General features: G+C 55.9%; 12 protein-coding genes. 7 read left to right on the top strand and 5 right to left on the bottom strand.

Features of this window, described 5'->3' with window-relative positions; genetic code table 11:
• Positions 1 to 45 precede the first annotated feature (45 nt).
• On the top strand, positions 46 to 1,257 hold the full coding sequence (locus tag ABLQ08_RS18910; RefSeq protein ID WP_352945118.1) for an adenylate/guanylate cyclase domain-containing protein: 1,212 nt from the start codon (positions 46 to 48) through the stop codon (positions 1,255 to 1,257).
• 355 nt (positions 1,258 to 1,612) lie between these two features.
• Here the strand turns inward: ABLQ08_RS18910 and ABLQ08_RS18915 are convergent, their stop codons facing one another.
• Complete coding sequence (locus tag ABLQ08_RS18915) at positions 1,613 to 2,098, bottom strand: YHS domain-containing (seleno)protein (RefSeq protein WP_352945119.1); 486 nt, start codon at positions 2,096 to 2,098, stop codon at positions 1,613 to 1,615.
• A 217-nt stretch (positions 2,099 to 2,315) separates the two neighbouring features.
• Positions 2,316 to 2,687, bottom strand: a complete 372-nt coding sequence (locus ABLQ08_RS18920; RefSeq protein ID WP_352945121.1) for an SPW repeat domain-containing protein — start codon at positions 2,685 to 2,687, stop codon at positions 2,316 to 2,318.
• A 182-nt stretch (positions 2,688 to 2,869) separates the two neighbouring features.
• Between ABLQ08_RS18920 and ABLQ08_RS18925 the strand changes: the two genes are divergently transcribed.
• Complete coding sequence (locus ABLQ08_RS18925; protein WP_352945123.1) at positions 2,870 to 3,823, top strand: AraC family transcriptional regulator; 954 nt, start codon at positions 2,870 to 2,872, stop codon at positions 3,821 to 3,823.
• 137 nt (positions 3,824 to 3,960) lie between these two features.
• Here ABLQ08_RS18925 and ABLQ08_RS18930 read toward each other — a convergent pair whose 3' ends face one another.
• Positions 3,961 to 6,177 (bottom strand): NADP-dependent isocitrate dehydrogenase, encoded by a 2,217-nt coding sequence (locus ABLQ08_RS18930; protein ID WP_425328983.1) that lies wholly within the window; start codon positions 6,175 to 6,177, stop codon positions 3,961 to 3,963.
• A gap of 627 nt (positions 6,178 to 6,804) precedes the next feature.
• Between ABLQ08_RS18930 and ABLQ08_RS18935 the strand changes: the two genes are divergently transcribed.
• From ABLQ08_RS18935 to murI, 4 genes are all read left to right on the top strand, one after another.
• Positions 6,805 to 7,101: a GIY-YIG nuclease family protein gene (locus ABLQ08_RS18935; protein WP_352945127.1), complete on the top strand. Its 297-nt coding sequence runs from the start codon at positions 6,805 to 6,807 to the stop codon at positions 7,099 to 7,101.
• Positions 7,102 to 7,677: 576 nt separating this feature from the next.
• Entirely contained in the window at positions 7,678 to 8,850 is a 1,173-nt protein-coding gene (locus ABLQ08_RS18940; RefSeq protein ID WP_352945129.1) for an adenylate/guanylate cyclase domain-containing protein, read from the top strand.
• 77 nt (positions 8,851 to 8,927) lie between these two features.
• Positions 8,928 to 9,740 (top strand): RNA methyltransferase, encoded by an 813-nt coding sequence (locus tag ABLQ08_RS18945; protein WP_352945131.1) that lies wholly within the window; start codon positions 8,928 to 8,930, stop codon positions 9,738 to 9,740.
• Between the two features lie 9 nt (positions 9,741 to 9,749).
• Entirely contained in the window at positions 9,750 to 10,547 is a 798-nt protein-coding gene (murI, locus tag ABLQ08_RS18950) for a glutamate racemase (protein WP_352945592.1), read from the top strand.
• Here the strand turns inward: murI and ABLQ08_RS18955 are convergent.
• Positions 10,544 to 12,340: an EAL domain-containing protein gene (locus ABLQ08_RS18955; protein ID WP_352945133.1), complete on the bottom strand. Its 1,797-nt coding sequence runs from the start codon at positions 12,338 to 12,340 to the stop codon at positions 10,544 to 10,546. The genes murI and ABLQ08_RS18955 overlap by 4 nt on opposite strands.
• 866 nt (positions 12,341 to 13,206) lie before the next feature.
• Here ABLQ08_RS18955 and rpsD point away from each other — a divergent pair.
• Positions 13,207 to 13,824: a 30S ribosomal protein S4 gene (rpsD, locus tag ABLQ08_RS18960; protein ID WP_352945135.1), complete on the top strand. Its 618-nt coding sequence runs from the start codon at positions 13,207 to 13,209 to the stop codon at positions 13,822 to 13,824.
• A 119-nt stretch (positions 13,825 to 13,943) separates the two neighbouring features.
• Here rpsD and dgoD read toward each other — a convergent pair whose 3' ends face one another.
• Positions 13,944 to 15,092 carry a galactonate dehydratase gene (gene dgoD / locus ABLQ08_RS18965; protein WP_352945137.1) on the bottom strand — a complete coding sequence of 383 codons (1,149 nt, stop codon included), beginning with the start codon at positions 15,090 to 15,092 and terminating at the stop codon, positions 13,944 to 13,946.
• Between the last annotated feature and the right edge of the window lie 302 nt (positions 15,093 to 15,394).

The following is a 15,394-nucleotide window of genomic DNA, read 5'->3' on the forward strand; positions in this document are numbered from 1 at the left end:
AGTAGAAACTGATGTGCCGCAGACTGGTACAAAGGTATGGCGGCAATGGCGTCATCTGGCAGCACGCGTTTGGAAATCTCTGATTGGTTCGTCGAATGTGCATTGCTTGAACGTCCGATCGGCGAGACCGTGATCGCATTCGCAGACAGACTGCAAGATCTTGGATTTTCCGTACAAAGGATCAATTGCTCCACGTTTCAATCCCATCAGATCATGGGCGCCGTCGATTCCACGTGGGAACAGGACACCGGCCACTGCGAAACGATCTTCGTTCCCAAGTCCGTCCTGGTCAGACCGGACAACATCGAAAGACCCGTCGGCACCATGGCCCGGGGAACCTCGGTGTACGAACGCTACTGTCTTGAGGACCCCCGGGAGCGATCCAGATTTCCCGTTCTGGAAGAACTCTTTGCAAAGGGATACACCGATTACATTCTTTTGAAGCAGACCTACGGACGCCACCTGACCTGGTTGGACTTCACGCCCGATGCCGAAGGCGTCTACGGGTCATTTGCCACAAAGCGAAGCGGTGGTTTTTCCGAAACAGAGATCGAAGGTCTCAGGTCGTTCTGGCGTCCTTTTGCCCTGTTTCTCAAAACGACCACGGAAGAGATGCTTTCCGCCAAATTGCTGGAAGCCTATGTCGGAAACCTGCCCGCACAGAATATCCTGGCCGGAATGACCGAACGCGGCGACGGCAACAGGATAAAGTGCGCGCTATGGTACAGTGACCTGAGAGGGTCGACGAGACTTTCCGCCAGTTTGCCGTCCGACAAGTATCTTGAGTTGTTGAACAACTACTTCGACTGCACTGCAGGCTCCGTGATCGAGCATGGCGGAGAAGTCCTGAAACTGATCGGTGACGGCGTTATGTCCATTTTCCCGGTTGATGGCGACAACGAAACGCAAGCGTGCTCATTGGCCTTGTCGGCGGCGGTGACTTCCCTGTCCAAAGCTGCAGACCTCCACCGTGATCAGTTCGATGTCACGGCGGAATTCTACTTCGGAATTGGCTTGCACCTTGGTGAGGTGATCCTCGGAAATGTCGGGACGGAAAACCGCCTGGATATGACCGTGACCGGCCATTCGGCCAACCAGGTTACACGTATCGAGTCCCTTACCAAGCTGCTGGGTCTTTCCGTGCTCGCCTCGCCACAGTTCCACGGTGCACATCCAAAGGAACTCACTTCCGTCGGCAAGTATCCGGTGCCCGATTTTGGCGGGATGACCGAGATATTCTCACTGCTCGAGAAATGAGGCAATTCTGCTGCCGTCGGGCTCGAGCGCCGTTCATGCGATTTCCGAAAAACGCTCTCCTTTGAACACCCGGGCAGGATTGCCGCGTTCCAGCCGCTTGTGCATCCGGTTTTGCGCGGTCCGCTCCCGGGTCCGATTTTCCTGCTGCTGTAACAGAAACCTGGCGGTCAGACGTTCCAGCGCCACTTGGCGATTGCGGTGTTGGGACCGCAAGACAAAGGCGGAAGCTTTGGCTCTGGCTCTTTCAAACAAAGACGGGCGCGCAACTCGTGCGCGCCCGGTGCAGCAAGTCCGGATCAGCTCGGTTTCATTGGGGGGCGGATTGAAAAGCGAGACTGATCTTTGACTGGAAGCGTTAGAGATCCTTGGCGGCTGTGGTGCGGATCTGCTTCCAGTTCTCTGCTGCCTTTGCGATGGTACCGGCTTCATCTTTCTGGAATTCACGGAAGATCTCTTCGTTCAGGAAGAGATACAACTTGTCATCAACAATCGCCGCGTATTGCGGGTCGCCGTCAAATTTCTTGCCGACGGAAACGCCGAAGGTGCAGAAACCGCCGTTTTGGGGCAGGTACGCCGCCGGATTGGCAGTGAACTTGTCCATCGTTTCCTTGGAGGCAAAGTAGTAGGCGACACCATCGTGAACTGCCGTGTGACGAGCCGTACCGTCGATGCGGTTGCCCAGATTGACGAAGGCGACAGGATCAACCCCATGCAGGCCGAGCGGGGCACCGGCTGCAGTGAGGCCGCTTGAGGTGTTGTACTCGTCTGCAGCGAAAGCCGGACTGGACATGCTCGCCATGCTCAAGAGAGCGGCAGCTACGAGGGTTTTCGTCAGGGTCATTGAAATTCTCCATGTTCGGGTCTTGGTGAAAGCTGCTGGCTTGGTGACCAGCTGCGGATACTTTGCGTCCGAAAATCCGTTTTCTCCATGCGCGAAACTCCTCCAGAATTTGCAGATCGTCCGGATAGGTACTCAAAGAAAAACACCGGCCAGTGACCGGTGTTTTTTGAGTGCTCGCAGATGATCTACGGCGCAATAAGACTGGCTTGGCGTTGAATCAGGCTGCCTGTGCTTCTGCCATTTCCGGCTTGTGAAGCGAAACAACGGTCAGAACCGCGAGGGCGTTCACGATGTAGTAGGCAAAATCAATTCCCGAGAAACCGAGAACAAAGGGGGCAGCCAGGAAAACGACGCCGACGGCGAAGTCGACAACCAGATGAAACGAATAGGGCACCACGCGAATGAGACCTGTTTCATGATCGGTCAGCACGGTCAGGATCAAGGCAGCGATCCCGGTAGTGACCGACAGCCAGAAGGCCAGAGGGTTCGACTGACCAAGATTGAGCAGCATGGGAAGTGCGATCAGGCCCAGGGCGACGGGATAGTCCAGATAGGCATGTATGGTTTTTGTGACGAAGCGGATGTTCATTTCTTAACTCCTCAGGTTTGAGTAACAGGAGGCCGTTGCCTCTCGAGGAGAAAGATGTTCCGATCACTCCGTTTGATCTATGCACGAAAGTCCCTGAAAATTGACTGATCGTCCGGGAGGCTTGCATGTCGGGGAATTCACTTACAAAACTCTGCTATCCGCCCCGTTGATGTTGGAAGAGCATGAAACACGACGCACTAAGTCAGATCCTGGATGCGCTGAAACTGCGCGGATCGATCTATTTTCACACCAATTTCTCTCCGCCCTGGGCGGTGCAGGTGCCAGCCTTCGGCAATGTGGCCCGATTTCACATGGCCATGCGCGGTTCCTGCTGGTTGGCGGTCGAGGGACATTCCAAACCCATATTTCTCGCCACGGGTGATTTGGTTGTCATTCCACATGGCGCTGCACATGTTCTGTGTGACGAGCTTGGACGGGAGGCAACTTCCGTGGATCAGGTTCTGCAGCAGACCGGTTACAACGGCGAAGGTGCGCTCTTTTTCGGAGGCCCGGAAGAAGAACAGAGTTGCAAGCTGTTCTGTGGCCATTTCGAGTTTGAGGACGGATCCGTGCACCCGATCCTGAAGGCGCTTCCAAACGTCATTCATGTTCCGAACACCCAGACCATGAACGCGTTCTGGCTGGAGGCGGTGATGCGCTTTGTGGCCAGCGAGGTACGCGCGACCATGCCGGGATCCGATGCGATCATTCATCGGTTGACAGAGATCATCTTCATTCAGGTGGTGCGCACGTTTGTCGACCAGGAAGGCGACAAGGCCGGATGTCTGGCAGCGGTTCTCAATCCGAAGTTGGGACGCAGCATGTCTCAGATCCATTTGGCGCCGGAAAAACCCTGGACGGTGGAAACGCTCGCTCGTGAGGCAGGCATGTCCCGTACGGTCTTTGCCGAACGATTCACGGATCTCGTCGGCATGACCCCGCTTGCCTATGTCACTCATTGGCGGATGGAACAGGCGCGGAGGGAAATCAGGGATACGGATCTGCCGCTGATCGATATCGCCGAGAACATCGGCTACAACTCGGAAGCCGCCTTCAACCGGGCATTCAAGCGTCAGTTCAATCTGACACCCGGGCAGTTGAGACGTACCGGAGCGAGTTTGCCGGCTGAGCAGTGACGCATTTCGTCCTGTCAGATTTGGTGTCTGCTGAGGCTCGCTGAACGTGTGCCGACGCTCAATGCTCTTTCATTACGTTCATTGTCGCAAAAAAGGGCGGCAAATGCCGCCCTTTTCGGATCGCATGTTCGTCGGTCTTATCCGATAATACCATTCAGTGTTGCGCTTGGGCGCATGACGGCATCGACCTTGGCCTGTGGGGCATGATAGTAGCCGCCGGTATCAGCCGGAGATCCCTGAACACCGTTGAGTTCACCCACGATCTTGTCTTCGTTGGAGGACAGGGCTTCGGCGATCGGTGCGAACTGGGCTTTCAGATCCGCGTCATCATCTTGTGCCGCCAGAGCCTGTGCCCAGTAAAGGGCGATGTAGAAGTGGCTGCCGCGGTTGTCGAGACCGCCGACCTTGCGGGCCGGGGACTTGTCATTGTCGAGCAGACCTTCGATGGCCTTGTCGAGTGCGTCGGCAATAACCTGGGCCTTCTTGTTGCCCTTGACGTTGGCAAGGTGCTCCAGCGATGCGCCGAGGGCGCAGAACTCGCCGAGGGAATCCCAACGCAGGTAGTTTTCTTCCTGCAGCTGCTGCACGTGCTTCGGCGCAGAGCCACCGGCACCTGTTTCAAACAGACCACCGCCGTTCATCAGCGGCACGATGGAAAGCATTTTTGCAGAGGTACCGACTTCCAGGATCGGATAAAGATCGGTTAGGTAGTCACGCAGAACGTTGCCGGTGATGGAGATGGTGTCTTCACCACGGGCGATACGCTCGGTGGAGTATTTGGCAGCATCTGTCGGAGCCATGATCTGCAGATCGAGACCGGAGGTGTCGTGCTCCGGCAGGTAAGTCTTGACCTTTTTGATCAGTTCCGCGTCATGCGCACGGTCTTCGTTGAGCCAGAAGACGCCCGGCATGCCGGACAGGCGCGAACGGGTGACGCCGAGCTTCACCCAGTCGCGGATCGGCGCGTCCTTGGTGCGGCATGCACGCCAGATGTCGCCTTCTTCCACTTCGTGCTCAAGCAGCGTGTTGCCGGCTTCATCAACGATACGGATGGTACCGTCGGCAGGTGCCTTGAAGGTCTGCGGATGCGAGCCGTATTCCTCGGCCTTTTGAGCCATCAGGCCGACATTCGGCACGGTGCCCATCTTGGCCGGATCGAGAGCACCATATTCACGGCAGAAGTCGATAACGGCGGAGTAGACACCTGCATAGGAACTGTCCGGAATAACGCACTTTGCGTCGGCTTCATTGCCGTCCGGGCCCCAGCCCTTGCCGCCGGCACGGATCAGCGCCGGCATGGAGGCGTCGATGATGACGTCGGAAGAGACATGCAGGTTGGTGATGCCCTTGTCGGAATTCACCATGTACATGGCCGGGCCATTGTCCAGCGCTGCCCTGATGTCGGCTTCGACTTCTTCTTTCTTGCCGGCAGGCAGGGTTGCGACTTTCGCTTCAAGGTCACCGATGCCGAGATCCGGGTTGACACCCAGCTGCGCAAAAGTGGCTGCATGCTTTTCGAAGACATCCTTCAGGAAAACTCTGACGCAGTGACCGAAGATGATCGGGTCGGAGACCTTCATCATGGTCGCCTTCATATGCAGCGAAAACAGGATACCCTGATCCTTCGCGTCCTGGATTTCCTTTTCCAGGAACGCGGAAAGGGCTTTCACGCTCATGTAGGTGGCGTCGATGACGTCGCCTTCTTCCAGCGGCCAGTCAGCCTTGAGAACGGTGAGGTCACCGCCTTTGGCGTCGAATTCAATCTTGGCGGTTCCAGTGGATTCAGCCGGGACGGTCAGCGACTTCTCGTTGGAGCGGAAGTCGTTCTCGCCCATGGTGGCAACGTGGGTCTTGGAAGAAGACACCCATTCACCCATGCGGTGCGGATTCTTCTTGGCGTATTCCTTGACGGCTTTCGGCGCGCGGCGGTCTGAGTTGCCTTCGCGCAGAACCGGGTTCACCGCGGACCCCTTGATGGCGTCGTACTTTACCTTGACGGTCTTTTCTTCGTCCGTCTTCGGCTCTGCCGGATAGTCCGGAAGCTTGTAGCCCTGGGACTGCAGTTCCTTGATGGCCGCATTCAGCTGCGGTTGGGAAGCGGAAATGTTCGGCAGTTTGATGACGTTGGCATCAGGCTGCTTCACCATCTGGCCTAGTTCAGCCAGGTCGTCAGACTGCTTCTGCTCGTCAGTCAGGTATTCCGGGAAATTCGCCAGAATGCGGCCCGCGAGAGAAATGTCCCTTGTTCCGATGGTCAGCCCGGCTGCCTTGGTGAAGGAGCGGATGATCGGCAGGAACGAGGCGCTTGCCAGTTCCGGTGCTTCGTCGACCTTGGTGTAGATGATATCGGCCATAACTCTCACATTTCCTAGCGTTCGAAGTGTGGTCGGTGAGGGCAGGGAGGCGCCCCCGGACGGGATTTCGTGATGCGTATACAATTGTACGCAATCAATTGCCAGCCCTTCAAAGGACGTATCGGCAGGAAGTTGACGGCGTTTTAGCAAACGCGGGGGAAAAGGCAATTGGGGAGGGGGAGGCTCAAGTGTTGGAAACGCGCCTGGAAGGTCAGCCTGATCGAAAAGCGCAATCCCGATTGGGACGATCTCTATTCAAAGCTTTCATAACCCGGTTGTCATCCCGGACGCAGCGAAGCGGAGGTCCGGGATCCAGTATGCGGTTGAGTTCCGAACCAAGCCTATGTGCGCTGTGAGTACTGGATCCCTGCCTGCGCAGGGATGACAAGGCAGGAGTGTGGGGCATCATTCAGTTAGCTTCGCTGCTAACCTGCTCGAAAAGCTCTCCGGGGTTTGGTCTTCAGACAAGTTGTGATCATGGACGCCGCGGAGTGGAGACCCGAGTTTCAGTATGCTGCTGCGTTTCGAAATAGGTCTCCGCATTTTGTGACTATTGGATACTACCTTTGTAAGAGTGACAATCTGGAGTAGTGTTTGTCTTCTTCAGTTTCGTGTTGAAAGGCTAATGTGCATCTCGATCAGCAGTATTTCGTCTACATTCTAGCCAGCGGCCTCGGAGGGACACTCTATGTGGGTGTTACCAATAACCTGCTTAAACGTGTTTTCGAGCACCGCGATGGAAGAGGCAGTGAGTTCACCGCAAAATATGGTGTTCATCGACTGGTGTATTACGAGGTTCACGAGGAAATCGAACAGGCAATTCAACGGGAGAAACGGATCAAGCGTTGGAAACGTGCCTGGAAGGTCAGCCTGATCGAAAAGCGCAATCCCGATTGGGACGATCTCTATTCAAAGCTTTCATAACCCGGTTGTCATCCCGGACGCAGCGAAGCGGAGGTCCGGGATCCAGTATGCGGTTGAGTTTCGAACCGGGCTTCTGCGTTCTTTGAATACTGGATCCCTGCCTGAGCAGGGATGACAAGGCAGAAGTATCGGGCATCATATCGGTTGATATTGAGAGACAGATACTCTGCTCGAATAGTTCACGAAGTGCCGGTTTTCACATAGATTGTCATCCTGGACGCAGCAGAGCGGAGGTCTCTGATCCAGTTTCCAGTATGCAGTGAGTTTCGAGCCAGGCTTCTGTGTTCTGTGAGTACTGGATCCCTGCCTGCGCAGGGATGACAAGGCAGAAGTATTGGGCATCATTTCGTTGATATCGCGAGACCGAGATTTTGATTGAAATGTTCAAGAGGTGTTGGTGTTCACGTAGATTGTCATCCCGAACGCAGCGAAGCGGAGATCCGGGATCCAGTATCCCGCACCCCATCCGTTCACGTCTCTGAATTCTGTGGTTGCTCCAAGCTCACTTTCACTCGGGCAGCAAGCTTGGCTAGAATGGGTGTGAAACCCTCTGCTTGCCGGGCACGGAGATCTGACTTGATCGACACCCCAAAACTGGACGATCTGTTCTGGTGGATGCTCGACGGGGCACGGCCGAGTGCGGATGCGCGGGAGATTGTGACGGGGATCTGCGGCCGCCTGGTGGCTGCCGGTGTGCCGGTCGAGAGGTTTGCGCTTTTCATCTATACGCTTCATCCCAACCTGCAGGGCCGGCGGATACGCTGGTTGGCAGGCGAGGGCGTCGACATGTCGGACGCGGATATGGCTGCATTTGACGGTGCCGAATACCACGACAATCCGCTGCCGACGGTTCTGAAAACCGGCAAGATGCTGCGGCGCAGATTGTGCGACCCGGACTGTCCGGACGATTTCCTCATTCTCAAGCAATTCCGGGATGAGGGTGTCACGGACTATGTGGTCCAGCCGCTCTTCTTCACCACCGGAGAAACCCATCTCGTCAGTTGGGCGACCAGGGCGGATGGAGGTTTTGATGATGAGATGATGTCTGCGCTGGAGCGCATCCGGTTGCCGCTCGCCAGACTGACCGAAACCTATATGTTGCGGTTGAACGCAGCCAATTTGCTGTCGGCCTATGTCGGTCGCGACAGCGGTCATCGTATTCTATCAGGCCGGGTTCACCGCGGCGATATCGAAGAAATTTCCGCCTGTGTGGTCTTCGCGGATCTGGTTGCTTTTACACGCTTTTCCAATTCGGCAACCGCCGAACAGGTTCTTGCGCGTCTCAACAGGTTCTATGACAGCCTTGTGCCTCCCATCGTTGAAGAAGGCGGCGAGATATTGAAGTTCATGGGGGACGGTCTTCTTGCCATCTTCCCGATCACCGAAGAGATCGGCGAGAAAGCTGCCTGTAAACGCGCACTGAGGGCCTTGGCGAAGGCATCTGGCGGACAGGATGAACCGGTTTTTACCGAAAGCTCGCCGCCGTTCCGGGCGGCTGTTCATATTGGTCCTCTGCAATACGGAAACATAGGGGCATCCGATCGTCTGGACTTTACCGCGATTGGTCCGACGGTCAATCTGGCGGCCCGTTTGCTGTCCTCGGCAGTTCTGGTCAATGGTCAAACCGTCGTGTCCGGAAAGGTCGCTGATCTTGTAGGAGTATCCAGAGACAAGGGAACGCTGTTCGAACTCAAGGGGTTTGACAGAACCCAGGCCATCATTCCCGTGCGGGAAATGCCGAAGGCCTGATCGGAAGGTCTGGTGAACAAGGAAATCCACCCCAAGCAACTTTTCAATCCCGTGAGAAACAGCTACACCCCGGCTTCATGAGCAAGAATGCAAAAATCAGAGAAGAAGCCCGCGCGATCACGGCAAAGCCGCCCGCGGTGATCCTGTGCGAGCCTCAGCTTGGCGAGAATATCGGCACCGCGGCCCGGGCCATGGCCAATTTCGGTCTGGTGGACCTCAGGATCGTCAATCCGCGCGATGGCTGGCCAAGCGAAAAGGCGCGTGCGGCTGCCAGCCGGGCGGATCACGTCATCGACAAGGTGCAGGTATTCGAGAGCGTTGAAGACGCCATTGCGGACCTGCAATTCGTCTACGCGACGACCGCGCGCTCCCGAGAAGTGCCGAAGCCGGTACGCGGGCCGGACGAGGCCGCCAGAAAAGCTGTCGAACTTGGCGAGAAGGGAAGCGCGACCGGCTATCTCTTCGGACGCGAGCGCTGGGGGCTGAACAATGAAGAAGTCGCTCTTGCCGACGAGATCGTGACTTTGCCTGTCGATCCCGATTTTGCCTCACTCAACATCGCGCAGGCAGTGCTTGTCTGCTCCTACGAATGGCGCAAGACTGCCTCTTCGGGAGCCTTGCCGTTCATCTTGTCAGAGGAAGAGCATCCGCCCGCGCAGAAAGATGATCTCTTGCGTTTTTTCGAGCATCTTGAAGGTGCCCTGGACAAGGCAACATTTTTCCGGCCGCCGGAGCGGCGGCCGCATATGGTCCGGACGCTGCGCAACATTTTCCAGAAGGCGGAGCTTACCGAGCAGGAAGTGCGTGCATTGCGAGGTGTCGTGGCATCTCTGGAAAAACGTGAAACCCGGCCGCGCAAGGAGCGTGGCACACCTGACAATCAGGAGTGAGGTGACATGATGAGCCCATCACGACCGGTTCTGATATTCGATTCTGGTCTGGGTGGGCTTACGGTTCTGCGCGAGGCTCGTTATCTGCTGCCGTATGAGCCGTTGCTCTATGTTGCCGACGATGCCGCATTTCCAATCGGCCGTTGGCAGGAGAGCGAACTTAGAAACCGTCTTCTGAGGCTCTTTGAGGAACTCATCGGAACCTATCGCCCGAAGGCGGTCGTGATTGCCTGCAACACGGCTTTCACCCTGGCTGGTGAAGCTTTGCGCGCGGCTCACCCCGAGGTTCCTTTCGTCGGAACTGTTCCAGCCATTAAACCGGCCGCGGAGCAGACGTCTTCCGGATTGATTTCGGTGTTGGCGACACCTGGAACCGTTCGGCGCACCTACACACGCAGTCTCATCGACAGCTTTGCCAGCCAATGCCATGTGCGACTGGTCGGATCCGACGCGCTGGCGGAGCTTGCCGAAAAACATCTTCGTGGCGAGGCGGTCTCCGACGAGGAACTGGGGCAGGAAATTGCCGGGTGTTTTCTGGAGCAGGAGGGCAGGCGCACGGATATCGTGGTGCTAGCCTGCACCCACTATCCGTTTCTCGCCAACCGTTTTCGCAAGATTGCTCCCTGGCCGGTCGACTGGCTGGATCCGGCAGAGGCGATCGCACGACAATTGGTGCGGGTCCTGGAAAACAAAGAGGCAAGAGGTCCGGCAGAGGCTCCGGATGAAGCGTTGTTTACGTCAAATCCGCAAGATCGCGGTCTGGAAAGGCTTCTCGCAGGGTTTGGCCTGCAATTGATCAAGCGCTAGGCGGCGAGACTTTTCACCACCAGACCGTCATCTGACTTCTTCGCAGCCAACTTCAACTGCATGATCTCGTCATTGAGTTTGTCCGGATGGATGGTCATGCCCTTGGGCAGGCTCAGAATTGAAATGGAGCACTGCAAAAGCGGAAACTGCCGTGTCGTGCCGAAACGGTCCTGCGCTTCAATATAGCCACGTTCCCTGTGCTCCGGTTCGTAAAAGCTTTCCACATCCAGCCGGAAAGCCCGCTTCAGTGCCAGCATGCGGGCGGCGGCATCGGTCTGGTCCGTGTTGTGAAATCCGGCAAAAAAGTCATCGCCGCCGATATGGCCGAAAAACGTGCCGGTGCCGGAGATGTGCCGCTGCAGCAATTCGCTGAACAGAATGATCGCCCGGTCCCCCTGGCGGAAACCGTAAGTGTCGTTGAAGGGCTTGAAGTTGTCGAAGTCCAGGTAACACAAGTGGCGGTCCTGTGAGCTCCGTTTCGCCATATCCGAGATAAAGCGTGTGATCGCACCGTTGCCTGGCAGCCGCGTGAGCGGGTTCTGGTCCTGTGCTTCCTGCAACCGTTTCTCGTGAATGATCTTCAGAAGAGAAGTTGCTGACAAAAAGCCGGCGTAGCGGAAATTCTCGGTGATGATGATACCGTCCGAGTTGATCGAGGAGGCAAAGGTCACCAGCAACATGTCGGCGTTGGAGTCGATGTCTGCGATCGGGCAGGCGCGAACGAAGGACCGTAGCGGGAAATCGAGGGCTGCTTTTGCATCGGCGTCATCAGGACCGCCGGCGTAAAGATAAGCCTTCAGGTCGCGTTCATGGATCAGGCCGCGCGGTTCGCGATTGGCGTCCAGAACCGGGATGACATTGCCGTCCTGATTGTGCACGACCATGTCCAGCAGCTCGTTCATGGACGCGTCGAAACGGATGGTCGGCAGATCCATGAGTTCGTTGCGAATGCGATCCTGCTCTTCGCGTCGCTTACGGCCGGTTCCGGGTGCGCGGACATGATCGTAAAAGAGCTTGGCGCTGGTCGCTTTCTGAAATGGTTGAGCGATGAAGAAACCCTGGATCAGGTCACAGCCTGCTTCGCGGCACGCCTTGAACTCTCTCTCTGTTTCGACACCTTCTGCAACAACGCGTGCGCCAAGAACATGTGCCAGATTGGCAACCGTTGTGACGAACAGCTTGCGCCTGGGATCGCAATCGACACCGTTCAGGAAGAACCGGTCGATCTTGACGTAGTCGGGCGAAACATCATGCAAAAGCTTCAGTTCTGAAGAGCCGCGGCCAAAATCATCCAGAGCGACGAGAAAGCCGAACTGCCTGAGATCGTTGATCGCATGATGGGTGACATCCGTGAAGGTTTGCCGATGCCGTTCGGAAAATTCGAGGCAAATCTGGTTGACCTGCAATCCGGTTTCGAGAACCAGGGCGTTCAAACCCATGCGCGGGTCGTTTTCCTGGCCAAGATCCCTGCCGTCAAGCTTGAAGTAAAGCTTTGTCCCCTGGGCAATCCGCAAGTCTTTGAACCTTTGGAGCGCCTTGCGCAAAAGGCTGCATTCAAGTTCCGGCAGAAAACCGTTTTGATGAGCCGTTTCAATCAGGGTTTCAGGAGCGTGATCACCTGCTGTTTCCGTGGGGCGAATTTTCGCTTCGTACCCGTAAACAACGCCGGTCCCGATGTCGACGATCGGCTGCAGAGCGTAGTCGAGCATCTGGAGAACATGATCAGGCGAGTGCCATCGTATGTCGGTGGCGTCCGAGTCGCTCCCCAAAGCTGCAGTACAATTTGCTGACATGCCTGATCCTATTCACCGCGTGCGGCTTCCAAACGTCCGGTTTGTGATGGGGTCTCGTGATCACTGCCGTCACTGCTATTATTCGCTATGGTTGTAACGGCGATTGCATAGTGAAAACCTGCAATTAAAAATTTCTAAATGTATGCATTATTTTCTGCGCTTTGTGAACGTAAGGTCATCTAGTGCGGCGATTTGTGCAAGGAGAACGCAAGAATAGGCAAGTCCTACTCCAGGATATAGGTATTTTCCCGTATTCGAATTCGCTGTTGTTGTGATGCAGAAATCGACTAATTTGTTCGTAGATAGTCTGCAAAATCCTTCTTCAATATTTTCAATTTCCTTGAAATCCCTTGGAATTTTGGTGTGTACTTTATCGTTTTGTGCAGTTTGTACGAAAGTTAAACAATAAGCTGCTTGATCTGTGGGCTTCTCCTTGAAGTTGCTGTGGCAGTTTTTTTGGCATTCTTCTGAGCAAAAACGAATCGACATTGGGCCAAAACTGCTGCTTCACAACGCTTAGGGAGTACAGGGAACACGAATGCAGTTCCTACTGAGACAGGACGGACGTGTCCCGTCCGGTGGTCTCAGCTGACTGCATGTGAGCGGTGCGATGGGGGAACCTTCGGCGAAAGCAGGATTTTCGACGTCTCAACCACGCTCAAAGTTGACTTTTTGAGAGGCAGACGGTATGTCCGCGCGGTCCGGCGGGCATTTGTCTTCCGGATCTACGCACCCGTGGGCATTCAGCCGGCGCCGTCTAGCTGGGTCCCTGTCGATCCGATCCGTTCGTTTGCGCGAGCGGTGACGATAAAGGAGGGCGCGTTTCCTTTTTAGAAAAACAACGCGAATTCAAAGGAAACCGCGATATGTCAAAGCGCCATAGCGTTAAGTACAAAATCGACCGCCGGATGGGCGAAAACATCTGGGGTCGTCCGAAGAGCCCGGCCAACAAGCGTGAATACGGTCCTGGCCAGCACGGTCAGCGCCGTAAAGGCAAACTGTCCGACTTCGGTATTCAGCTCCGCGCAAAGCAGAAGCTGAAAGGCTACTACGGCAACATTTCCGAAAAGCAGTTCCGCAAGGTCTATGCAGAAGCTTCCCGTCTGAAAGGCGATACTTCTGAAAACCTGATCGGCCTGCTGGAGCGCCGCCTCGACGCGATCATCTACCGCGCCAAGTTTGTCCCGACCGTGTTTGCTGCTCGTCAGTTCATCAACCACGGCCACATCAAGGTCAACGGCAAGCGCGTGAACATCCCGAGCTATCAGCTGCGTCCGGGCGATGTCATCGAAGTTCGTGAAAAGTCCAAGCAGCTCGCTCTGGTTCTGGAAGCTGTCCAGTCCGCTGAGCGTGACGTTCCGGATTACGTCGACGTCGACCACGGAAAAATGACCGCAACTTACTCCCGCGTTCCGGGCTTCTCTGACGTACCGTACCCGGTACAGATGGAACCGAACCTGGTGGTCGAGTTCTATTCGCGGTAATTTGCCGTCGAATACAGTTCTCGGAAGGGCCCGCCTCTTGGCGGGCCTTTTCTTTTGGGTCAACTGCCAAGGCTTCCGAGACCAGAGAGCGATCTCACCAGTCCCGCGCCTGATTTGCTCTACCACTCGGCAACCGAGCCGTCCTCGTGCCGCCAGACCGGGTTGCGCCAGCGGTGACCTGTCTTTGCCCGCTCCTTCACATATTCCTCGTCTATCTCTACCCCCAGACCCGGGCCGTCCGGAATGCTGACAAAGCCGTCTTCATAGCCAAAGACACCCTTGTTGGAGATGTAGTCGAGGATGTCGTTGGAGGAATTGTAGTGAATGCCGAGAGACTGTTCCTGAATGAAGGCATTATGCGACACCGCGTCGACCTGAAGGCAGGCGGCAAGGGCGATCGGTCCGAGAGGGCAGTGGGGGGCAAGGGCAACGTCATAAGCCTCGGCCATGGTTGCAATCTTGCGGCACTCGGTAATGCCACCGGCATGGGACAGGTCAGGCTGGATGATGTCGACGTAACCGTCCTGCAGCACCGACTTGAAATCCCAGCGGGAATATAGGCGTTCACCGAGTGCAATCGGCGTTGCGGTGTGATTGACAATGTCCCTGAGGGCTTCCTTGTTTTCCGACAGGACCGGCTCTTCGATGAACATCAGCCGGTATTGCTCGAGTTCCTTGGCCAGAACCTTTGCCATCGGCTTTTGAACGCGGCCGTGAAAGTCAACACCGATGCCGAGCTCGTAACCGACGGCCTCGCGAATGGTTGCAATCGTGGCGACGGCCGCATCAATCTTTGTATTGCTGTCAACAATCTGCATTTCCTCGCAGCCATTCAGCTTGATGGCCTTGAAGCCGCGCTTCATGACGTCCCTGGCATTTTCGGCAACGTCGGAAGGGCGGTCGCCGCCGATCCAGGAATAGACCTTGATCTTGTCGCGGCATTTACCGCCAAGCAGCGCATGAACAGGCAAACCTGCCGCCTTGCCCTTGATGTCCCACAGAGCCTGGTCGATGCCGGAAATCGCCGACATATGGACACCGCCACCACGATAGAAACCGCCCCGGTACATGACGTTCCAGTGATCTTCGATCAGGCGCGGGTCCTTGCCGATCAGGTAATCGCTCAATTCATGTACCATTGCCTCGACAGCCAGGGCCTTGCCTTCCAGCACAGGTTCGCCCCAGCCGACAAGACCTTCGTCGGTCTCGATTTTCAGGAAACACCAGCGCGGCGGAACGATGTAGGTGGTCAGTTTGGTGATTTTCATCGCGGTTATTCCAATTTCGAATACAGGTGTCGAAGCACTAAACGGCGTCGAACATGACCGGGAACAGTCTTTCAGACCGATGTTCTAAAGCCAGAGTTCAATACGCTCGTCCGGAAACGAAACCTGTTTGTTCGAAAATGCGCTTTCAGCTGATCAGCAGGCGCAAAAGGGTTCTATCCCAGATTGGCGACGAGGGACCGATTGCTTAAATCGGACGGTTCTGGAAGGTGGACCAAGCTTGGTGACGAAGGCCCGAATTCATCGCGGACTGGCAGTTTCCTGAAAGAGCGTAGGGCGTCAAT

The organism is Roseibium sp. SCP14, from assembly GCF_040329475.1.
In the GTDB taxonomy this organism is placed as follows: Bacteria; Pseudomonadota; Alphaproteobacteria; order Rhizobiales; family Stappiaceae; genus Roseibium.